This is a genomic window from Roseburia sp. (assembly GCF_041325975.1).
Classification (GTDB): domain Bacteria; phylum Bacillota; class Clostridia; order Lachnospirales; family Lachnospiraceae; genus Roseburia; species Roseburia rectibacter.
Window position 1 is genome coordinate 89,987 of sequence record NZ_JBGLEJ010000003.1, and the last position, 22,045, is coordinate 112,031.

At 33.0% G+C, this 22,045-nt stretch carries 21 protein-coding genes and 1 pseudogene; 1 reads left to right on the forward strand and 21 read right to left on the reverse strand.

Annotated elements, in window-relative coordinates:
• The first annotated feature begins 185 nt into the window (after positions 1–185).
• Positions 186–1,502, forward strand: a complete 1,317-nt coding sequence (locus ACDD58_RS00790; protein ID WP_370775055.1) for an ATP/GTP-binding protein — start codon at positions 186–188, stop codon at positions 1,500–1,502.
• 184 nt (positions 1,503–1,686) lie between these two features.
• On the opposite strand, the gene ACDD58_RS00795 is transcribed toward ACDD58_RS00790, so the two are convergent.
• The 21 genes and pseudogenes from ACDD58_RS00795 to ACDD58_RS00895 form a co-directional block, all read right to left on the reverse strand.
• Complete coding sequence (locus ACDD58_RS00795) at positions 1,687–2,124, reverse strand: Coenzyme F420 hydrogenase/dehydrogenase, beta subunit C-terminal domain (RefSeq protein WP_370775057.1); 438 nt, start codon at positions 2,122–2,124, stop codon at positions 1,687–1,689.
• A pseudogene (locus ACDD58_RS00800) lies at positions 2,121–2,342 on the reverse strand (Coenzyme F420 hydrogenase/dehydrogenase, beta subunit C-terminal domain); the annotation flags it as partial. The pseudogene ACDD58_RS00800 and the gene ACDD58_RS00795, both read right to left, overlap by 4 nt.
• A gap of 231 nt (positions 2,343–2,573) precedes the next feature.
• Positions 2,574–2,696, reverse strand: coding sequence for a 4Fe-4S binding protein (locus ACDD58_RS00805; protein WP_370775060.1), 123 nt, complete (start codon positions 2,694–2,696; stop codon positions 2,574–2,576).
• 111 nt (positions 2,697–2,807) lie between these two features.
• Positions 2,808–3,137 (reverse strand): EamA family transporter, encoded by a 330-nt coding sequence (locus tag ACDD58_RS00810; RefSeq protein WP_370775062.1) that lies wholly within the window; start codon positions 3,135–3,137, stop codon positions 2,808–2,810.
• On the reverse strand, positions 3,134–3,475 hold the full coding sequence (locus ACDD58_RS00815; protein WP_370775064.1) for an EamA family transporter: 342 nt from the start codon (positions 3,473–3,475) through the stop codon (positions 3,134–3,136). Before ACDD58_RS00815 ends, ACDD58_RS00810 begins: the two co-directional genes overlap by 4 nt.
• A gap of 18 nt (positions 3,476–3,493) precedes the next feature.
• Positions 3,494–4,288: a glycosyltransferase family 2 protein gene (locus tag ACDD58_RS00820; protein WP_370775066.1), complete on the reverse strand. Its 795-nt coding sequence runs from the start codon at positions 4,286–4,288 to the stop codon at positions 3,494–3,496.
• Positions 4,289–4,364: 76 nt separating this feature from the next.
• Positions 4,365–5,405 carry an acyltransferase family protein gene (locus tag ACDD58_RS00825; RefSeq protein ID WP_370775069.1) on the reverse strand — a complete coding sequence of 347 codons (1,041 nt, stop codon included), beginning with the start codon at positions 5,403–5,405 and terminating at the stop codon, positions 4,365–4,367.
• Between the two features lie 34 nt (positions 5,406–5,439).
• Positions 5,440–6,237: a sugar phosphate isomerase/epimerase family protein gene (locus ACDD58_RS00830; protein WP_370775072.1), complete on the reverse strand. Its 798-nt coding sequence runs from the start codon at positions 6,235–6,237 to the stop codon at positions 5,440–5,442.
• A 30-nt stretch (positions 6,238–6,267) separates the two neighbouring features.
• On the reverse strand, positions 6,268–7,842 hold the full coding sequence (locus tag ACDD58_RS00835; RefSeq protein WP_370775075.1) for a hypothetical protein: 1,575 nt from the start codon (positions 7,840–7,842) through the stop codon (positions 6,268–6,270).
• Positions 7,826–8,749 (reverse strand): NAD(P)-dependent oxidoreductase, encoded by a 924-nt coding sequence (locus ACDD58_RS00840; protein WP_370775077.1) that lies wholly within the window; start codon positions 8,747–8,749, stop codon positions 7,826–7,828. Before ACDD58_RS00840 ends, ACDD58_RS00835 begins: the two co-directional genes overlap by 17 nt.
• Before the next feature lie 17 nt (positions 8,750–8,766).
• Positions 8,767–9,705, reverse strand: coding sequence for a glycosyltransferase (locus ACDD58_RS00845; protein ID WP_370775078.1), 939 nt, complete (start codon positions 9,703–9,705; stop codon positions 8,767–8,769).
• Positions 9,695–10,828, reverse strand: coding sequence for an FAD-dependent oxidoreductase (locus ACDD58_RS00850; RefSeq protein WP_370775081.1), 1,134 nt, complete (start codon positions 10,826–10,828; stop codon positions 9,695–9,697). The genes ACDD58_RS00845 and ACDD58_RS00850 overlap by 11 nt, the downstream gene beginning before the upstream one ends.
• 61 nt (positions 10,829–10,889) lie before the next feature.
• Entirely contained in the window at positions 10,890–12,002 is a 1,113-nt protein-coding gene (locus tag ACDD58_RS00855; RefSeq protein ID WP_370775083.1) for a hypothetical protein, read from the reverse strand.
• A gap of 10 nt (positions 12,003–12,012) precedes the next feature.
• The gene (locus tag ACDD58_RS00860; protein ID WP_055196083.1) at positions 12,013–13,416 is read right to left on the reverse strand and encodes an MBOAT family protein; all 1,404 of its coding nucleotides are present in this window, start codon (positions 13,414–13,416) and stop codon (positions 12,013–12,015) included.
• Positions 13,417–13,444: 28 nt separating this feature from the next.
• Complete coding sequence (locus ACDD58_RS00865; RefSeq protein WP_070103152.1) at positions 13,445–15,013, reverse strand: ATP-binding cassette domain-containing protein; 1,569 nt, start codon at positions 15,011–15,013, stop codon at positions 13,445–13,447.
• A gap of 2 nt (positions 15,014–15,015) precedes the next feature.
• Positions 15,016–15,801, reverse strand: coding sequence for an ABC transporter permease (locus tag ACDD58_RS00870; protein WP_055196084.1), 786 nt, complete (start codon positions 15,799–15,801; stop codon positions 15,016–15,018).
• 8 nt (positions 15,802–15,809) lie between these two features.
• Entirely contained in the window at positions 15,810–16,889 is a 1,080-nt protein-coding gene (locus tag ACDD58_RS00875) for a hypothetical protein (protein ID WP_370775086.1), read from the reverse strand.
• An 8-nt stretch (positions 16,890–16,897) separates the two neighbouring features.
• Positions 16,898–17,554, reverse strand: a complete 657-nt coding sequence (locus ACDD58_RS00880) for a hypothetical protein (protein ID WP_370775088.1) — start codon at positions 17,552–17,554, stop codon at positions 16,898–16,900.
• A 9-nt stretch (positions 17,555–17,563) separates the two neighbouring features.
• Positions 17,564–17,785 (reverse strand): hypothetical protein, encoded by a 222-nt coding sequence (locus tag ACDD58_RS00885; protein WP_370775090.1) that lies wholly within the window; start codon positions 17,783–17,785, stop codon positions 17,564–17,566.
• An 11-nt stretch (positions 17,786–17,796) separates the two neighbouring features.
• The gene (locus ACDD58_RS00890) at positions 17,797–20,871 is read right to left on the reverse strand and encodes a glycoside hydrolase family 99-like domain-containing protein (RefSeq protein WP_370775093.1); all 3,075 of its coding nucleotides are present in this window, start codon (positions 20,869–20,871) and stop codon (positions 17,797–17,799) included.
• Positions 20,872–20,885: 14 nt separating this feature from the next.
• Positions 20,886–22,037 (reverse strand): glycoside hydrolase family 99-like domain-containing protein, encoded by a 1,152-nt coding sequence (locus ACDD58_RS00895; RefSeq protein ID WP_370775096.1) that lies wholly within the window; start codon positions 22,035–22,037, stop codon positions 20,886–20,888.
• Positions 22,038–22,045: the final 8 nt, after the last annotated feature.

A 22,045-nucleotide genomic window follows, 5' to 3' on the forward strand; every position in this document is an offset into this window, starting at 1 on the left:
GGTTTGGCAGAACCATTGCTTTTTTCTTGCTCCGATTTCTTCATCGGTAATTTAATTATATATCCGCAGGCAAATATTGTCAACTTTTTTATTTTTTGTTAGTTTACCTATCTTTTTTTCGATAAATTTATTGTTTTTTTTCTTATTTTACCATATAATAGCCTAGTACAAAGGAGGAACTAATTTTGTTTACATATGTAAAATTAAAAAATTACAAATCTCTTGTCGATTTAACAGTCGACCTATGCACCAAAAATAATATTCCTAAAAATTTTATCTGCATATATGGAGCAAACGGCTCCGGAAAAACAAATTTTTCATCTGTTTTTAAAACGCTTTCCGACACATTAAAAACATTACAGATCCGGGATATTCGTGAACGCATTCTCTCCGAACGGGAGATGGGAAAAAATATTGATAATAATTATCTTCGTTTTATTTATAATGACATTTCTAATATTATTGCAGAAAATAAAACAATTAACTCCACTGAAAATATGATTCTTGAATTTGGTTTTCTTATTGATGAAAAACATGGATGCTACCAAATCGAGTTCGATAATGAACGAATCGTACATGAAAAATTAGAATACACTCTGGCAAAAAATCGAGGGTGCTACTTTGAACTATCCGATAGTGAAATCAAAATAAATAACTTTATATTCATTAACTCTAACTACAAAAAAGACTTTTTAGAAAACATAAAAAAATTTTGGGGGAAACACTCTGTTCTTTCCATATTGCTCTATGATATGGAAGATAAAGCTGATGGCTACCTGAAAGACCAGCTCCATCAAAATTTATTTAATGTACTTAGATTTTTTAATAATATTTCCTGTAGGATTATTGGACAGTCATACAGTCTTAATCAGATATCAAGTTCCTATCTTTCAAATATTAATTTTGATGAAGGACGTATCCCTCTGACTGAAGAACCCATGCTGGATCAGATCAGAAATTATATTCAGTGGTTTTTTACCAATACATACAAAGACATTACGGGAGCTTATTATAAAAAAAATATTAACGAAAATTCTATAGATTATAAATTAATTTTACAGAAAAAAATATATGGGACAACTACTGATGTTAATTTTGAATTAGAATCTTACGGCACAAAATCTTTATTGGATCTTCTGCCTTTTTTCATAGCTGCCATGCAAAAAGGAACTGTTGTAATTGATGAAATTGACAATGCGATCCATGATATATTGTTGTTTAATCTATTAAGACCTTTATGTTCCGAAATGGTCGGTCAGCTTATTATCACTACGCATAATATTGCCTTACTCGACTTAGATGTTCCAAAAGATTCTTTCTATTTTGTTGATATTTCAGATGATGGCACTAAAACATTTAATTGTGCAACAGACTTTAACCGTATTCAGGCGGAAAATAGCATCCGTTCTCTTTATTTACGAAATAAATTTCATGGACTCCCATGGGAGAAAATTGATATTAATTACTCAGATGGATTACAGATATTAAGTCAAAAACAATAGAATGCACGCTCCCCGAACATTCTATTGTCATGAATAATATAACCACACCATAGTAGGAATACTGTTTCACTATGGTGTGGTTACTTCTTATCATTCATTATCTTTTGCCACTTCTGCCATGGCATATATCAATGCACCCAGCTCTGCACTTTGGGGATCTGCCCCACGTTCGGTCTTATGCACTTTACTTTTTCTTAAATAACGCTTTCAGTCTGTTCTTCCAGTAACTCTGTGGTTCATATTTTGCATACCTTTTCACAACCGCCTCAAATCCATTCCCACGATACTCTTTCCAAAATGCATCATAAGTTGCCGGTTTCGCAGTCGGTCGTTTCATATTGGTGTGGCGGAACGGATAGCCTGTACAATCCACATAATCAAGTTCCTCTTTTGCGGCATCCCACCATTCCATACCATGCGAATTATTCACAAGCACAAGAGAGATTCCTTTTTCATCATCCCATTGATCTGGAATCGCTTTTTCATGTCCCCAGAAATCTGCAATTGTAATATCCCTCGGCCTGTTTTTGTTTGCATAAACGCACTGAAAACAAGACGGACGTAAATAATTCTGATAAAAAAGTTTTGTATACACTCTTGATGAAAATTCCTTTCCCTTCACCTGAACTGTCTCATAATGCGGTGTCCATCCAAAATTTTTTTATCCCGGAACTGTACCACCTCTGCCTTTCCATGTAACTCCTTTTCACGCATCTTCAAGAAATCTTTCCACATTTTTTGGGAAGGAACTCCATGACAAACAATATCTATGGTATACAAATTATCATATTCTTTTGGAAGATAAGAATAAAGTGCCACGACCTGACATCCGGTACCACTAAATAAAACTTTTCCTTTTCATCATATCCGGCACCAAACACACTACCGTTATGTTCCAGCACCCAATCAGAAAGTGCCACAAATGCTCCGCCTGACCGGCTCTTCATATAACCGTCTTCACTTTTATGACGCGCTCTGTATCCATAAAAAGGCTCAAATTCTTTCCGGGTTTTATACCCGCTCTGAAATGCACATTTTTTTGAGACACAAACCACAATTCACACATTTGTCCTAATCAATCACAGGATATAGGAAACCACACTCATCCGGCTCCATATGAATTGCCTTTTTCGGGCAGACATGCTCACAGGTTCTGCATCCACAGCATAATCCTTTCTGTTGTACTAATTCCATGATTCGTTCTCCTTAAATTAACACTACCCGATTATATCTACAAAATCTCTACTGCTACTAACCATTGAAAACTAATGACCTTACAATTGATTGATCTAATGCCTGTCTTTTTTAAATTGAAACGCAAATTGCTCCTATCAAAATCAAGAACACTCCACATATTTTCTTTTTTGTAATTTTCTCTTTTAAAATCATGTAAGAAAATACCATTGTCCAAATGTATGTTAAAGATGTTAATGGTAATACTACAGAATACTCAAGATACCGTAAAAGCCAAATGTTTAAAATTGCAGAAGCCAGATAAAGGAAACCTCCAATATATAAATTCACATTTTTTATCATTGCTAAAATGCCATCCGTTCCAGATGCTTTTTTTAAAAATAAAGAAGCTACTGACCCTAACACTGTCATTATCAGAAGACAAATAAAATATACGATCATTCTTCATCTCCTCCTGCAATCATAATTACTCCTAAAATAATTATCAAGACCCCTATACATTTTAAAGCAGTAATCTGTTCTTTAAGCACGATTGCAGCAAGTATAATACTCAATACATAATTCAAACTAAGCATAGGCTGTAAAACAGACAACTTTCCATATTTATAAGCTATAATCATGATCAGGGCTCCAAGACCATAAAAACAGAACCCTGCCAACATTATCGGAAATCCTTTTTCTGCCGATATTTTCCAAAGAAGCTGACCTACACATACACAGATTGAAGAAATCAGCATTAGGAGAATTCCTTTTTTATTTTTTTGAAATGATTCTATCATTAGTTTCCACCTGTTTCCTTATTTCGGATTGTACGCTCCTTTGGCATTCTTCAGCAAAATGCTCATAAGTTCAGAATTTCCTTTGAAGAAACTGATTTTCGTCGGAGTCTTTCCTTTTTTGGGATATGCCCTTGTTACCGGAATCTCGCAAGCCCGCATTCCTATCTGTGTTGCCCTTACAGAAAGATATGCCAGCAATTCATATGTTACAAAAATATCTCTTAGCGGCTGTACTCTTTCATCCAGAAGATACCTTCTGGAATAAGCTCTATACGCATTTGTAGTATCTGTAAAACGCTGATGTGCAGTCAATGAAATAATTGGCGCGTGTATTAATTTGACAGATACCATTCTGATAAAAGGCGTATTAATTGCTTTTCCACCTTTAATGAATCTTGATCCTTGTACCAAATCATATCCTTCTTTTAATTTTTCTATAAAATGTGGTACATCCTCAATACTATCCTTATTGTTTCCATCAACCGTAATAATGCCCTTGTATCCACGCTCAAGTGCCCACCAAATTCCCATACGAAGCTGTGCACCCTGCTTGCCTGCGTCCTGTTTTACAAGCAATGTATTAACATGCAACTCTTTCAGCTTACTTTCCTCTGTACAACCGTCTGTCGATCCACCATCACATATCACAATGTCTGCATAATCAGACACTTTATTTTCAGTTGCTCTGGTAAGCTCATTTATAATACGTTCTCCCTCATTAATAATCGGAATCAAAACCACATAATCTTTTTTCTTTTCTTCATACTCTGTACACTCAAATTTAGGTACACCTACTTGCTTCTCATAAACCATTTTACGTTCCTTTTTTCTCTCCGTTCTTTGTAATTGAAGTTTAAAATTTCTATTCATCTGAAACTTATTTTATCTATCAGATCTTTGCTAACTTAAACAACACGTTGTTAACTCTTGGTTCCACAAAAAAATGTGATAAACTTCCTATTATTAGGCATAAAATCCACATCATTATATATCCTTTTATTGTAAATCCATAACTTGCGTGTACAAATCGTAAAACAACTGTATGCCATAAATATACATTCATAGATATACTACCGAAAAACCTAAAAATTTTGTTATTGAATATTTTTTTTACAGGGTTTAACCATAAAATATTGCATACTAAAACAGGACATATAAAAATCATCATTATAACACTAATATTTCCTAAAAACTGTACAAAATCACAGTTAACTATCTTGCAAAAGCATGCAGTCAAAACTATAATAACGTCTCCTATAATAGCTAAAAACATTCCACCTCTATCACTAATAGTTTTATAGATTTCATATAAAATTGATCCTGTCAAAAAACTTCCAACACCTCTTAATGTTATCCCCGCATAAAGAAATGGATAATTCCACGCTTTTACAATTCCTATTATACTTAATACCAAAATTCCTATTACTATCATTCTATACTTTTGCTTATTTATTATCTCTGACTCTGACCCAAACCATAATATAATATAATATAATATATAACATAAATTCAAAACACTGAAAAACCAACTATTAATTCCTAAAGATGGAAATACCCATCCAGACAAACACCCAAAAAAATCAAACAATAAATATAATAGATTTACCTCAGAACAGTCTACATTTTTTAGTCGAATACTATTATATATTAAAATAAAAACCCATACTATAAACACAATCCAATATATAGACATCAACTTTATATAACGTTTTGAAAAATACGTTTTAAAACTGATTTTCTTTACTGAACATTTATAATTATATCCCATCATAAATCCTGAAATAATAAAAAAAACTTCAACAAAATATGCCAAATACTCCATCCAAACAATATTCGGGAAAAACGCTCTACTATGAAATCCAAACACAATACTTACACATGCTACTCCCCTCAAACCATCAATTTCATCCAATCTTGCCTTCTTTTCCATATCGCTCCTTTCTTTACCAATACTTCATTATACATCATTTTTTATCTGCAAAAATATTACCTATGTATTCCATCATATTCTCAATAACTAAAATCTTCTCTTGTTTTTTTACTTCAATGGAAATAAATCCCTTGTACCCCCCTTCAAGCAATATGTTCTTTAACTGCATATGAATATCTCTTTTTTGAATAGGTTTCAAACCAGGCTCACTGATATGCACATGGTTAATCCATTCAACATTATCTACAAGTTCTGAGACATCTTCTTCATTCTGAATCATCGTTCCAACATCAAGATTTAGCAAAAATCCTTTAGAGTCCACTTTCTTTATTAACTGTAAAGCTGTCAATGTATCATTCACATAATTTGTATTATAAATGGTTGGATTAGCTTCCATTCCTACAATCGTATTCTTGCTTGCCGCATAATCACCAATTTCCTTAAAAAATTCCACAGCTGAATCTCCATCTTTTCCTTCCGGCAAATTTCTATTTCTTGGACAACCGAATACAAGGTTCCTGCAACCTATCACAGATGCAAAATCAATTGCTTTTTTAGTATATTCAACAAGAATTTGTCGTTCCTCTTTACTTCCAAATATTTTTTCTTGCCGTCCAAACCAAATTGACTGCATGGAAGAGACACATAAGCCATATTTCTTCTTGAAATTTTCCACCCATACGCCAGCTTCTTTCAATTTGTCATATGGAGCTTCTGGAAAAATTCTAGTCGGTGCAATCTCCAAACCAGAATATCCATATTTTTTCATCAGTTCATACACATTAACATCATTCTCGTTTGACCAACCTATATTAGAAATTGATAATTTCATAATTCTAATCCCCTCTCTGTATAGTTATTATCATACACGTATTCGTTTTACCCATTCTCTACAACATAAAAATCTTACACCAGCACACAATATAAATAACATAAAACTTATTAAAACCGCCATATAACCCGCTAACAAATATCTATCTACAACACAGCCTGTGATAGAGAAAAAAACAATTTGAGATGTGCAAAAAACATTCAATACTGCTTGCGCACTGTAATATATACTCTTCTCTCTTTTTTTACAATATTTATAAATATAAAATACAAATCTTAGTGGGGATATAGTTATTAAAACTGCCCATAACGACATGGAAATACTGTAAAAGAAACTTTTCCCTAATATTTTTCCAACTAAACTTCCACCAATCTCTCGATAGTTAAGAACCCTATCATTCCAAAAACTCCAACCATTTTTTTCCCAACCCGTTACTAGCCACTGTGTATCTACATTTTCTATTAAAATATAGGGAATAAAAGATGTTTTAATTTCCTGAGATAAATTCTTTATCTCTGGTGTTCCAATATCATATAAATTTTTTAAAATATCATGTCTGACTACTCTTCCCGTCTGATATTGAATATAATCATGTTCCCACGGTCTAGAATAAAAACCAGATAATAACATATAATTATCATAATATCCTTGAAAAAAACGTTGAGGATTTTTTTTCAAACATAAAAAAACAAACTTAACTGTATTTCCAAAAGATCCATCAAAATTATAAACAAATTCATCTATATTTTCTTCATTATCATCTTTAATATAGACTTTCCTTTTTCCTTGATAATAATGAGAAATCCTTATATCTCCGTCTTTATGCTCATATCCTTCTACTTCGAAATACCTTAACCCCCCTGCAATAATCGCAAATGAATCTTGTTTTTTACTTGAATCTGTTACTTGACCAAATATCTTTACTGATCCAACCAACGCAAACAACATCGCAACTAATAATATAGCTGAATATATAAAATTTTTTATTTCTTTTCTTTTTATCACATAAAATATTTCATAAAAAAGAACTATTACTAAACTGATTGGAAAATACATTTGTTTTGTGAAATATTCAAGAATTATTAAAATACAACTTATAATGCAATATAGAAAATATTTATGTTTTTCATATTTTCTATCCGTAATTCTATAAAGTAAAAACTTAGTGGATACATAAAATTGAATTATTACCCAAAATGCAGACACAAATTCTGTTAAAACAACATGATAACAAGAATAAATAATTGGGTTTATCCCCAATACTATAAAAACACAAATATATACATATGCATCTGAAATTTCCACATTTTCATATTTTAAAATCAGTTGTAAAGTTTTAATTATATATACAAATGAAAAAATATATATCACTGAAAATATAACCAATATTCCTAAAACATTGCTAGTAATCATTGTTCCCATCCATAAAATAAATGGAAATACAAATCCCCGATCCGGGTTCCATTGTTCTAACGGTCTTATTCCTTCAAAAAAATCTAAATAATCATAATATTGAACCGAATCTGGAAGTAAAAAGATGTATGTACTAAAAAAAAATAATACAAGTGATATATAATATATTACTTTTCTATTTGCTATTCTCATCTACAAACTCCTTTATACTTATTAAAACTTCTTCTTTTGTACATATATATCCATCTTTTCCCCCAAATTCTTTATCATAAACTGTTTTATAATTATACGTTACCGGGGTTCCTCCCAGTACATTATTGAATTCATTTCCTGTCAAGTATTGATATAATTCCTCTGCTGAAACCGGTTCTGTAGCTGGATGCCATAAAGTAATTTTCAAATCTAATGCCCTTTGAATATCCTCATATAATCTGCCTAAATTATAAAACTGATATATATTTCTGCTATCGGTAAAATTTAATGCGCTAAATCCTACTTTTTCAAATCTTTCTTTTAAAATACTTTTTGCTTCATCCGAAAGAGATTTTACCTTATAGAATCCATTATCCTGCATTACATAATCATTCTGAATTTCAGGATCGATTTTCACAAGTTCGTTCATCTTTTCCGTTTTTAACATAAACGGAATTACATTAATATAATCATATATAAAATTCTTTTTAATATTCTTGCCAAATAAGCCCGGTAATCTAATAATTAATGCATCTGGATAATTTTCCCTTACCCACAATTCAAGTTTATATCTATTGTAGCCATATGGGTGAAGATCAACCGTATCAATTATCGAATTTTCATCTACATCTCTCGGATTTTTAAAAACATCGATAGTAGATATCAGAACAAGTTTTTTAGGATCAATCTTTGATATATTTTCTTCAGCCTGAACAATCAGTTCCATATCCTTTTCCGGCGCATTATTTGCAAGATACTTTTCAGCCCGAAGTCCTGCATATACAAGTAAATCCGGCTTTGTTCCATATGCTTCTTTTATATTCTTTGAATTATAAACCGCATCAAATCTCCCAGCAGCATATATATTGCTTCCTACAAATCCTGTATATCCTACCAACACTTTCATTCTTCTAATCCTCCGCTTTACTTTGTCAATTTCTCTATACTTTCAAAACTATAATGTTTTCTTTTAAATACTAAATTTACCAACAACTGTAAATATTTCACTATTATAGTAAGTACCCCAAATAATCCAAAAAAAGCTACCGACAAAAACAATATCGTCGTCGTCCATCCTGCTACCGGATTCGATGCTGCATACACAACGATCGAATATACAATCATAAAAATAGATGCTAACATCATTAAAACTGTCATTACCATAGAAAAACGATATCCTACTTCCGTAAATAAGATCAGTGTATCTACTGCCAGATCGGTTCTGTAACTTTTCTCTCTTTTGTCATGTTCTGAACAATTATCTGTTAATACCTTATATTTTACATTGTCTGTTTTTAATCCACACCCCGCATACAATACCTTTCTATACGGTATCGTTTTATTCATCGAACTGATTCTATTAATTACGCGGCGGCTTAAGACACGAAAACTTTCCGTTGTCATTTTATATTTTATATCACTGAATCTATCAAACACTTTATAAAATAATCTGGATGTAAATTTCTCTTTCCTGTCCGGTGTTGCACTGACAATATCATATCCTTCTAATGATCGGCAGTAAATCTGCATAATTACATTCCTGTCAAAATCTGGATTAGTATTATCAAACTCAAATACAAAATCACCAATAGCCATATCGACACCGGCATTCATTGCTAATTCCAAGCCATGAAAATAGCTCATATTCACAACAGATACGCTTGTCGTTGATGCAACCTCACTTACTTTTTTAATTTTACCAATACTACTATCATCTGATGCATCATTCACACAAATAATCTCTGAATGTTCAAAGTTTAACTGCATTACTTCAATAATTGTCCCTAGGAATTTTTCAATCGTCTTTTCTGCATTATGCACATAAATTACTGCTGATGCAAAATTTTTTTCTTTATTCACCATCTTTTAACACCTCATCCAAATCATAAACTGTATTTATCTTTCCGGAAAGTACTGCAACAAAGGTCGGTTTTTTAGAATATGTTCTGATTACCGTTGGTCTGCTATCATCTATTTCCGAACTCATAAGTATTGGTTTCATTGAAAACAACGATCTTTCATAAGTAAATTCATATTCATCTTTCATATATTTCCGAGCCAAATTTGCCATATATGGAAATGCAGTTTCCGGTTTTGCCGGACAGTCATTGCAATTTCCAAGATGACGTGTTGAACAAAAACCTCCACTCCTATCCTGGCACACAAAAGTCGGAACCCCGTCATAACTGGTAGTATGTGGGGTAAATGTAACAGATGTCAATGAATGGTATCCTGTCTTTCCAAAAGGCATAATAGAAAAAAATGGGCCATCCATAATAGTAAGTCCAATATCATTTAATTTCGCATTTACATTACATAAAATAATTTCACATAACTCATATTTAATACCAAATTTTTCATAATCAACCATATCAAGTATCTGATTTGTTCCTGCATATGTTGCATTCAGCACAAACCCAGTACCATACTCTTCTCCATCCTCTGTGCGAATCACATATGTATCTGAAAGCTTATCAATGCTTTTAATATTTGCGTTGTATTTTATCTGAACATTGTTAGGATATTTCGATAGCATTTCCAAAAAATATTCTTTTAAAATCATTGCATCATACGTATATTCTCTTGTTAAAAACGCACCATCACACATTCCTGCTTTAAAATATCTTTCCGGATGCAATTCCTCGCATGGAATATTTGCTGCACGACAAAATCTTTTAAACTGCTCGCCATCTGACCACGAATATTGGCTGGATGTAGCATATATCTGTTCAAACTCTTTATTAATACAAAACGCATAGTCCTTATTAAATCGCTCAAAGTACCCTGCCGATTTCATAGCAGTTGAAATCGACCTTGGGTAATGATATCCCTGATGCACTCTTGCCTGATTAATATATGTAGCTCTTCTAAAAGGTGTAGGATCACATTCAAGAACCAGTACATTCTGGTCTAACTTACAGCAAAATAATGCTGAATATAATCCATACAATCCTGCACCGATAATAATCTTATCATATTGTTTCATTTGCGTCTCTCCATTTATCCTAATATGTAAACATGATTCCAAATTTCAAGCCAAAGTTCATTTACATCTTCTCCAATATGCTATCGATTGACCAATGTAATCCTGGAAATGCTCTCTCTGTAGAAGTGATTACAATAACATCAGGATCTGCTGCCTCAATTGTTCCCTCCACATAATTTGAAATATGCATAAAATAACTTTCCTTATAATTTTTAGCAAGATATTCTTCTGTCGCTTCTAAAAAAGAATCCCCGATACATACTATTGTTTTACCATCTGGAATATCAGTCCTATAATGACTATACTTAAGATTAGGTTCATCCCGTTCCTCAATCAGCTCCGGTTGTATATTATCCTTATACCCATCCAGTCTATAATCAATATCATCATTATATACAGTTCCCATTCCAATCATATTGGCAAGGTCACCTGTTATATTATTTCCACTATACACTGTAAGCGCCCCAAGATCCTGCGTATCCATTTTCAACGCTTCTAATAAACGCATTGTTCCAACATATCCTCCAAGTTGGTTCCAATGTGTATCATATTTTTTATATACCTGATATCCAGCATCTCTTGCTTCCTTTAATTCTGTTTCAGGAAAAATAATATTAATATCTGTTTCATTATTTATATTTTGAAGAAATGTTTCTACTCTGCTTGTTTTTTCTGCTACTTTAACATAATCCGGCATATAGAGATTTCCGTAAATACTTTCTTTATTGGGTGTTACCATATAGACAAGTTCTATGCCACGTTCATCACAATACTCCTGTAAATTCTGCATAGACATGATTGTATCTTCAATTTCTTCCTCAGATACAGATAATACCCTGCAATAATCTTCAAGACAATTATCTTTTTTATAAAAAAGCCAATTATCTTTACCAAGCAATACAGACTGAGAATCCAAACTTTTAAATATATTAATATCAACTAATGTATTTAACTTTGTTAACTCATTTTTATACGGAATATGATCATTAATACAATCTTCTAATATAATGGTCTTCTCATTCCACGAAGCATCAAGAACATCCTGCATCGTAACCAATTCATGATTCTCATGATTTTCTAAATCCAAATACTTTGCTACATATAAATATACCAAATACGGAAGAACCAACACCAAAACAAAACCTACAATATAACATCTTACTATTTTTTTCATCTGCTTGCTCCTAAAACTTAAAATATATAAAAGGATTATACTGCCCACTTACCAAAAACATAATCGCAATTAGTAATATTATAAATTGTAAAATACCTTCTAACAGGCAAAAATTTTGTTCACCTTTAAACTGACTTTCAAGTTTTGGAAATATTTTTTGAAGAGGTCCAGCCAAAATAATTGCAATTACTATAATTACCAGACTTCTTGTGGATGCAATATTATACCATAACATCTCATTTGTTACTCTTCCCCCTTTAAACATAGCATACAATGTATCATATGCCTGTTTCCAGGAATCACAGCGAAACATTGCCCATCCGACAATTACAACAAACATTGTATAAATATAATTAATTATCTTAAGTGGATTCTTATCCAGTAACTTTTTTACACCCAAACGTTCAATAAACATAAAAAGCCCATGCCATAACCCCCATATAAGGAAATTTAATGTAGCGCCATGCCAAATTCCAGTTAATGCAAATACAATCCATAAGTTAAAATATGTTCGTACTTTTCCTTTTCTGTTTCCCCCTAATGGAATATAAACATATTCTTTAAACCACGTCGATAACGAAATGTGCCATCTTCTCCAAAATTCCTGAATTGATTTCGATATATATGGATAATTAAAATTCTCCATAAAATCAAAACCAAACATTTTTCCCAAACCAATTGCCATATCAGAATATCCTGAAAAATCGTAGTATATCTGCAGAGTATAAAGAAAAACACCAATCCAGACCCATAATGTACTTATCGTATCCACAGAATTTGTGAAAATCGTATCCACCACTGACGCAATCGAATTTGATATAATTACTTTTTTCCCAAGACCATATATAAAACGCTTAATTCCATATCCTATTTTTTCTGGTGTGCATTCTCTATGTGCTATCTGATTTTCTACATCATGATATTTTACAATCGGTCCTGCAACCAGCTGCGGGAAAAATGTAATATATAATGCCAATCTAAAAATATTTTTTTGTACTTTTATCTCACCACGATACAAGTCTATTATATAGGACATAATTTGAAATGTATAAAAAGAGATTCCCAATGGTAAAATAATTGTTTTCACCTGGATCAGTTCTTTACCAATTAGTCCATTAAGCGCTCCCATCATAGATGAAAAATATTTAAAATATCCCAATATCATCAAATTAAATATGATGGCAACAATTAAAACTATTTTCTTTTTTGCATATCTGTCCATCCATATACCTAGCAAATAATTCACTATTATAGAAAACAGCATTAAAAAAATATAAGCTGGCTCTCCCCATGAATAAAAAATCAAACTTGCAACTAATAGCCATATGTTTTTATATTGATCCTTTAATAAATGATATCCACAAAAGACTATTGGTAAAAAAATCCACAAAAAAACCATTGAACTAAATAACATAACTTTCTCCTGCAAAAAATATATATTTCTATTCTTTTTCTATGATTACAGGTGCATACGCCGTATACCCCCAACCAGCTCCCGGCCATTGCCAACCAAGAAATTCTCCCTTTGTTGCAACAACCTGAAATCCAACCGCTACATAAGCTGTATCATATTTTATTTGTTTCCCTGGCTCTGGCATATCAAAAAACACAATAGTGATGACATATTTTCCGGGTGCAATAGACGATGTGTCTAACTGAAGCTCCAAATGTTGTTCCCTATTATCTTTCTTACATGCAACGGCATTTTCTGACATTGTCGTTCCTGTAGCAGTATGATTTGGTGTTCTTACAATACAACGCACATAAAAATCATTTCCATTCTCATTGCACACGTAGTTTACTCGCAATTTCAGTTTTTCACCATACTCTAATATATTATCTTTTCTTTCTAGTACATCCACACTACGAATCAATATCTTCCCATTTACTTCTCTATCAACTCTTGCATAATCTGCCACATCATTATGTAACATCATTTCAAACGGACGCTCATTATCATATATTTTATACTCTTCAATATCATCGGCCTTCTCTGTTTCATTCTGAACTTCCTGTTTCACTTCCGTTTTCTGTTCTTTTTTCTCATTTTCAGACGCTTCCACTGGTCTCTGTTTCTCTGTCGGCTTTTCTTCCTGATTTACCTTTTGTTCCGGTTCCTTTGTTTTTATTTCTTCTTGTTGCTGTTTATCTGTTACTGGCTGACTCTTAGCAATTGCTTCTGTCTTTTCAGAACTTTCATGTTCTTTTTTCTTTTTTAATCTTTGATTTCTTTCTTCCAGCTCTTTCCGTTCTCTCGCAATTCTTTCCTCATCCATCACCATTGTATAATGCTGACAAACATCTTCCGTTGCGCCTTCTTCACGAATCTTTCCATTTTCAATCCACACTACTTTATCACATATCTTTTCTACCTGACCAAGTGAATGTGACACTAGTACAATTGTAACCCCTGACTCCTTTAAACCACGTATTTTTTTAAAGCACTTTGCCTGAAAGGAAGCATCTCCTACTGCAAGAATTTCATCAATCAAAAGCACATCAGCATTCACATTGATAGCAACAGCAAATGCCAGACGCATGTACATTCCTGAAGAATAGGTACGAACCGGGCTGTCAATATACTCTTCCAACTCTGAAAACGCAATGATATCATCCATGCGTTTTTCTACTTCTTTTGATTTTATACCAAAGATAGATGCATTAATAAATACATTTTCTCTTCCAGTCATATCTGGATGAAAACCTGCACCTAATTCAATAAGACTCGCTACTCTGCCCTGGATTTCAATAGATCCCTGATCTGGATATAGTATGCGGGTTAGCATTTTCAATGTAGTACTTTTACCGCATCCATTTCTACCGATCAACGCCAATGCTTCTCCTTTTTTCACTTCGAAACTAATATCATCCAAAATCAGTCTCTTTTCTACCTTCTGTTTTTTTCTAAAATTATGAAATACAACTGCATCTTTTAATTGATGTGCTTTATCATGGTATATTTTAAAAGATTTAGATATATGTTTTACTTCAATTGCATTCTCTTTTTTCATTCTTATAATTCCTCAGCAATTCCTTTAACAAATTTATTAAAAATTAATTCACCAACAATCAATAGCACCACTGCAAATACTGCTGCTCTCCCTAATGCAGCCATATCTGGCACACGATGATAATATATAATATTCTGATAAGATGTAATAATAGGTGTCATTGGGTTTTTCCCAACTACCCAATGTAACCACGTAACATTTTCAATTGATTCATAAGTATACATAATAGGTGTTAACCAGATCCAAGCCATCAAAAAAACACCCGTCATATATTCAACATCTCTAAAATATACATCTACAACCGAAAGAATCAATGCAAAGCCAAGACACAATATGTATTGAACTATCAAAACAAGAGGCAGACATATTAATGCAGTTGCATTCAACGTCACCCCCGATGCAATTGTAATTGCAAAAATAATAATAAATGTTAACAGCAAGTTAACAAATCGGCTGGTAACTGCTGAGATTGGAAGTACCTCTCTCGGAAAATATATTTTCTTTGTCATATCCGCCTGACTCACAATAGCGCCAGCTCCTTGTGCCAGTGATTCTGAGAAAAAATTCCAAGGCATCATACCAACAATCAGATAGACATGGAATTTATCAATCCCATTTTCAAAAATCCGTGAAAAAACAATATAGTACACAATAATTTGACATAAAGGATTAATAAAATTCCAAAAAAAACCTATTACAGATCCTTTATACCTTCCTCTTAGATCACGCCGTACCATACTGCCAATCATATCTCTATACTCGAATATTTCTTTTATTTTCGTAATCATAATATCTCCTACTTTTTATTGTCATGTAAATGATCCATAGTTCTTTTTACTTTCCACCAAGCGTTCTTTTTCATCCTGATCATTTCTGCTGACAACACTTCCAATTCACTTTTTATTTTATTAGTCATCACATCTTTTTCGCGCAATGCCTTTTCCAGATCCTTTATTTCCTTTTGATATTTTTCTATATACTGATCTTTCTCATTAATTGCCAAATCATATTCATGTATATCTTTCTGATACTTTTCTATATATCGATCCTTTTCATTGATTGCAATATCATATTCATGTATATCTTTTTGATACTTTTCTATATATCGGTCTTTCTCATTAAGTGCCAGATCTAAATTATGATACTGCTGTTCTAATCCAAACAACTTCTGCTGTGTCATTTGTAATTTATATTTATATTCATTTAACTGATCCGACTGTGTACATGCATTATTATGTTCTCGCTCCTTAAAATAAATCTTTCTTACAGGCACCTTAATATTGCCATACAAAAAATACAAACACGATGCCCTATGCTGCCCATCAATGATTGTATTATCACCACGCAGCATAATTAATTCTCCATCCACAGGATATCCGTATTGTTTGATCTGTTCTAAATCATAATTGATACGCTCCTGATTAGACTGTCGTTCACATCCATTTTGATGGAAATAATTTATCTGTCTTCTGGCATCATTTTCTGCCGTATCCCCATTTAACGCTTTAAGCACTCTCGAATTTGGAAGCGGCTTGTAAACAACTTTTCCTTCTTCATCATAAGTATCCACAAGAATATCCTCTAAATACATTTCCTCTGTACGGATATCTTCTAAATCGATCAAAGAAGCTGCAAGCCACATAAGATTTCCTGCATCAAAATCCTGTATATGAAACTTTTCATGCTCAACCATGCTTGCAAATATCTTTCTGACAGAATCAGCAAATTCATTAAATTCTTTTATTGTCATATCAAGACGTATATCTTTATAGTGGATATGAATTGCTTCACCAATATTGTCCTCAATTTCAAACCTATATGGAAAACCTGTTATTTCCTCTAAAGAGGCTAACTGTATTACTGCTGGATTACTCATAATTTCTCCTAATATTCAGTAAATGAAAGATATTTTGGTATTATCTCTTCATATCTTCCATTTAAAACCATTTCAATCAATGTATCAGTAAAATGAAAAAAAACAAGCTGTAACTTTTCTCTTACATCAAATTCTTTTAATAAGTTTTTTCTTTTTTCTATCTCTTTCTTATATACATTTGAGAATACATGCTTATCAAAAATAGAACGAACCACTAAATAAATGACCTCTGTTTTTTCATCCAGCTCATACCATTTCTGTTTTTCATTCCACACCCGTTGTTCCCAAATATCATTGTTTATTTTTTTATCTAGTGGAATCCAGACCTTCGGTGTAAGACTTTTGCAGCACAATTTAAAACATGCATCAATATATATATCATACTCTTCCACTGGTTTTTTCCAAAATTGATATTCCGTTAAACCGTACGCAAATGACCATCCATTTGAAATTCCACATGGCGGTATACATGATTGATATCTTAACCCTAACATTTTCTGTGCAAATAAGTCTTTATCTTCTTCCTTTACAAGAATATCTATATCTTTTCCGTTTTCCAAATGTGCCGGCAACTCATCATCCATATTTTTTATCAGAACATAACTTATCCCAAAACTGTTTATATCCTGAAAAAAACTATTTATCTGTTCTTTAGGGATATACATTGCAACCTCCTATTTATCCTCTGTCTGTTTAATTAATTTGAGCTGCTTTTGTGCCAGCAGAACGCATGCAGCCATCTGCATGAATTCGTTCTGTGGCACATTTAATCTGAACTTATCATTCTGAATATGAATATCTTTGTATCCTGTATCATTTGTACATTCATTTAACTCAACAGCAAAAGTTTCATTTCCAATCTTAAGCTCTGAAACTTTTCGGATTAATTCACCCATAGTTCATTCTCCTAAGACACAATCCTATCTTTATATTTATTTCGAACATATATTTCATTGACACCTAAACGTGTATAGAAAAAGTAATCATTTTCTTCTAACAGCGTCTTGAATTTTTCATGTTCTCTTCCGTCTACTTCCACATCAATAATTGCCGGTCCATTAGAATATAATAAATCAGACCCTGCCAAAACATCATATTCATTACCACCAATATTAATATTTAAAAAGTCCGGATAACTGCCTCCTTCGCACAGACCAGATACAATATCATCAATTGTAATTGTTGTAACCTTCTGCTCATCAATTGGGCCATATTCCGGCATCTCTTTTACAAAATCTTCTGCCCGTTTCTGAATGATCGTGCTACACCCTGGTGCTTTAGCAATATGATAGAAGATTTCATTTCCCTTTTTTCCTGCAACAACTGCATGAATATTGACATCTTCTGCACGTTCCTCAACAAAAGCGGTTAACAATTCTTTATCTGCCTCCACATTAATACCACGACATCCTTTTTGATATAACATGGCAGTGTTGCTCATAACATATGGATGATGTGCTCCAATATCCAGATACGATGGTTTATCTAATCCTAACTGACGTACCAGATTCATGATCGTCATATCATCTCCAAACTGTGCATAAGATATATTTCCATATTCACCACCAAAATCAACAGATATATTCTGAAATGGAACATATCCCTTCAACGAATCCTTCACATCCTCCTCTGTTACAATTTTAATCTCTGGTTTCTTTACCTCTTCGCCTGTTTCCGAATGAATACTCCGTCCTTCCGGATACATGTGTTTCATGAACACTTCTAAAACTTTGCTTTCTTCGACCTCTGCTGCTGGTTTCTGATCTGCATAAATAATAGTTGCATTACTTCCATCTTTATATTTGCCACTATACACCATTGGATAATCAAACGTTTTATATTTACCAAAAATCAATATTCCATATACATCCAGGCAATTTGCAAAATGTGCAAATCCACTGTCAATTCCAATAAAACAGCATGCACCTTTTATAATCGCTGCAATTTGCTGTAAGTCTCTGATATTGGTGCAATCATAGTACATCGTATTCTTATTCTTCACGACTGATTCCATTCCAATCTCTACCACAGCACATCCTGCATCCATAATATCATGCGCTAATGTATTCCATTTATTATCAATCCAATCTTTTGTAGATTCTGCAGATTTACAATGAAATACTACATATTTATCTGGAAGTTCAACCGGAACTTTTACATCTGGAGCAAAATAAAATCTTGGTGCATCCTCAATCGGTGGCAAACCTGCAGATAAACAGAAGTTTGCAAGTAATGATCCATAGTTAAAATATGTCTTTTCATTAACTGATGGATTATTTTTATTTGAATGAACACGAAAAGTTTTTGAACAAATCCTTCCATCATAGTGACAATCAACTATAATATTATTTTCTTCCTTTTTCGCTTTATCGCATATATCAATTGCATCGCTTAAGCACTCAACAGGAATGACTTCATCTATATTGGGATTATACTTTATAAGATCAACATATGGTTTTTTAACCAGCCATTTAATATTGCTCTGCTGATCCATCTCTTTTAAATATCTTGCAATCGGTTCACATGCCACAATATCTCCCATAGATTCTACACAATGAACATAAAAATTGATTGTTGTAACTCCTTTTGCTTTCTTCTCTTTCCACTGATTTTCTACGATATCATAGCGCATTCCCCTCGTTTCCTCGAGAGCCTCTTTGGTTGCCTGAAGATATGCATAACCATATTTCATGTCCGGTTCCAAATGAGAACCTTCTGCCCATTCATTCCAGTTATTGATAAATACGATATTCTCATCTCCGGAATGAATCTCTCTGCTTTCTTCAAGAATGCCTTTTAACCATAGTTTAAAGTTTGCCGGATTTGCTCCCATTAATATCTGACATCCAGTTGTCGCCCGACGCGCTGTGTTATCAAACCCAACTAACGCTGATCGAAATACTTTTTTACTTCCATATTTTTTCAAATACTTTTTCTGCTGTACAAAAGGCGTCAAGTCAAAAATATCACCTTTAAAATTTGGATTTACATAACCCTCTGGCTGATATCTTCCACATTCTGGCCAAATTGCTGCTGGTGGAAATTCTACAAGTGCGTCTGCTCCAACCTCCGCAACATCATCAATATTCTCACGATTTGTGATCATGATATACAGATCTGGAAATCCTGCTTCCCTTGCATATTTTCTTAAATTCTCAATCATCTTTATGAAACGTTTCTTAGGAAACATATCACAACGATAAATTGACAAAACCGGTTTTCCATCAATTTTAATATATCTGTCATCCTGCATATATGGCAAAATATCATCCATAAATTTTCTATCATCACCATCAAGCAATTTTTGTTCAAAAATAACTTCCTTGGTTCCACCATCCCATGCCGATGTCCAGTTTTCCGTTGCCCAATCAAAACAAAATTTCAAGTCTATCTCTTTATGTTCCAATAACATTTCACATGGCTTTTCCATGGTACGTTCTCCTGAAAACCAATACCAGTGAAAACAGAATCCATATATACCGTACATCTTTGCCAGTTCAGCCTGTCTCATCATTGCTGTAGGATTTAACAAATCATAATATCCCACATCGTATGGGATATGCGGCTGATAGTGTTCTGCAAATAAAGGAATCGCCTGTGATGAATTTGTCCATTCTGTAAATCCCTGCCCATGATATTTATTATTAATGTCAATCTGATAATACTGTGGCAAATACCATGCAATAATTTTTGTATCATTTTCATTTCTTACAAATGGTGTTTTTGTAATTTCTACAAACTCTTTTCTTCCACCATTAAACCGGCTGATATTGTTTTCCTCAATACTTTTTACATATCCCTCATATACACCTTCGTCATAAGATTGTATTTTGTCTTCCATAATCTCCGCAATCGGTGGATCCTGTGGTCCATATTTGAAAGTTGATATCACTCTCTGATATGTCACTTTTGCGCCATCATGTTTCCAGCTTATAAAAAAATTCTTTACTAACCTCTTTGCCACCCGGACTTTATTGCTCATCTAATGTTTCTCCTTTAAATTTTATTAACATTTTCCCGTTCATTCAAAAAATCTAATGTATCACGAATTGCTTCCAGATATCCATATTGATTTTTCTGGTCAGGCTCTAAATATCCACCCTCTGCCCATTCATTCCAGGAAAAAACAAACATAAAATCTTTATGATATACTTCTCTTGCCCTTTTTACCTGAATTTCAAAATATTTTCGGAATATCTCTGGATTTGCACCTCTTAAATATGTTCCATGCACACCTTTTCTCGGAGTATTATCCCAATCAACAAATGCTCCCGGTACACTTTTTTCAGACACTGGTTTATATTCCACTACACTTTTCCAGACCTCTTCGTATTCTCTCACACTTTTTTTCTTATTTTCCTGTCGTAATAGCATTTCCCTTATAACATTTAAAGGTCTTGAAAAAAAAGTCAACATACATTTGGGAATTTTATCCTGTATCCTTACACTTAAATTTTTCTGACGCTCTCCATTCCAACAAACTAACGGCTGATATTCTATATCATACGAGAAGCGTGAATCATCTTTATTCTTTACAAAATCCCACTTCATTCCCTGATATGCAAATGTGATTCCCGGCAATCCCGACATCTTTGCCAGTTTCTGCCAGTAATCTAACATTTCATTAATGCAGTCGATTAATTCTGGTCGATAGATAACCATAAATGGTTTTCCATCAATTCTTATGTATCTTTCATCTCTGAAAAAAGGCAGCAAGTACTCAAAATGATCTTTCCATTCTTTTTTATTTCCATATTTCTGTTCGATTAATATTTTTTCATTTCCAGCAATCCAGCGATTTGTCCAATGTTCATTTGCCCAGCAGATACAAAATGGAAAATCCAGACCTTTATTTTTCAAATACTGCTCAATCGGCTTTTCCAAAAGCAGCTTTCCATCAAACCAATAGTGATGCATACAAAATCCATACACGCCATACTTTTTTGCAGTTTCTATCTGCCACTTTTGAACAGATACGTCTGACAAATCGTAATATCTATCATTTAATGGAATCCTAGGCTGATTATGCCCTTCTTCTAATGGTTTTGCTTTTTTTACATTAACCCACTCTGTAAATCCAGTTCCCCACCATTCATTATTCTCTGGTATTTCATGAAATTGAGGAAGATACCATGCAATTACTTTCATTTTATTCT

Bases quoted from the DNA above. Each gene is read 5' to 3' on its own strand.
- ACDD58_RS00825 (WP_370775069.1), bottom strand. From the start codon at position 5,405: ATGGAAAAGAAGGCAAGATTGGATGAAATTGATGGTTTGAGGGGAGTA.
- ACDD58_RS00880 (WP_370775088.1), bottom strand. From the start codon at position 17,554: ATGTATATCCCTAAAGAACAGATAAATAGTTTTTTTCAGGATATAAAC.
- ACDD58_RS00845 (WP_370775078.1), bottom strand. From the start codon at position 9,705: ATGGTGAATAAAGAAAAAAATTTTGCATCAGCAGTAATTTATGTGCAT.
- ACDD58_RS00830 (WP_370775072.1), bottom strand. From the start codon at position 6,237: ATGAAATTATCAATTTCTAATATAGGTTGGTCAAACGAGAATGATGTT.
- ACDD58_RS00805 (WP_370775060.1), bottom strand. From the start codon at position 2,696: ATGGAATTAGTACAACAGAAAGGATTATGCTGTGGATGCAGAACCTGT.
- ACDD58_RS00875 (WP_370775086.1), bottom strand. From the start codon at position 16,889: ATGAGTAATCCAGCAGTAATACAGTTAGCCTCTTTAGAGGAAATAACA.
- ACDD58_RS00860 (WP_055196083.1), bottom strand. From the start codon at position 13,416: ATGTTATTTAGTTCAATGGTTTTTTTGTGGATTTTTTTACCAATAGTC.
- ACDD58_RS00855 (WP_370775083.1), bottom strand. From the start codon at position 12,002: ATGAAAAAAATAGTAAGATGTTATATTGTAGGTTTTGTTTTGGTGTTG.
- ACDD58_RS00865 (WP_070103152.1), bottom strand. From the start codon at position 15,013: ATGAAAAAAGAGAATGCAATTGAAGTAAAACATATATCTAAATCTTTT.
- ACDD58_RS00840 (WP_370775077.1), bottom strand. From the start codon at position 8,749: ATGAAAGTGTTGGTAGGATATACAGGATTTGTAGGAAGCAATATATAT.
- ACDD58_RS00885 (WP_370775090.1), bottom strand. From the start codon at position 17,785: ATGGGTGAATTAATCCGAAAAGTTTCAGAGCTTAAGATTGGAAATGAA.
- ACDD58_RS00890 (WP_370775093.1), bottom strand. From the start codon at position 20,871: ATGAGCAATAAAGTCCGGGTGGCAAAGAGGTTAGTAAAGAATTTTTTT.
- ACDD58_RS00895 (WP_370775096.1), bottom strand. From the start codon at position 22,037: ATGAAAGTAATTGCATGGTATCTTCCTCAATTTCATGAAATACCAGAG.
- ACDD58_RS00870 (WP_055196084.1), bottom strand. From the start codon at position 15,801: ATGATTACGAAAATAAAAGAAATATTCGAGTATAGAGATATGATTGGC.
- ACDD58_RS00835 (WP_370775075.1), bottom strand. From the start codon at position 7,842: ATGAGAATAGCAAATAGAAAAGTAATATATTATATATCACTTGTATTA.
- ACDD58_RS00815 (WP_370775064.1), bottom strand. From the start codon at position 3,475: ATGATAGAATCATTTCAAAAAAATAAAAAAGGAATTCTCCTAATGCTG.
- ACDD58_RS00850 (WP_370775081.1), bottom strand. From the start codon at position 10,828: ATGAAACAATATGATAAGATTATTATCGGTGCAGGATTGTATGGATTA.
- ACDD58_RS00820 (WP_370775066.1), bottom strand. From the start codon at position 4,288: ATGGTTTATGAGAAGCAAGTAGGTGTACCTAAATTTGAGTGTACAGAG.
- ACDD58_RS00810 (WP_370775062.1), bottom strand. From the start codon at position 3,137: ATGATCGTATATTTTATTTGTCTTCTGATAATGACAGTGTTAGGGTCA.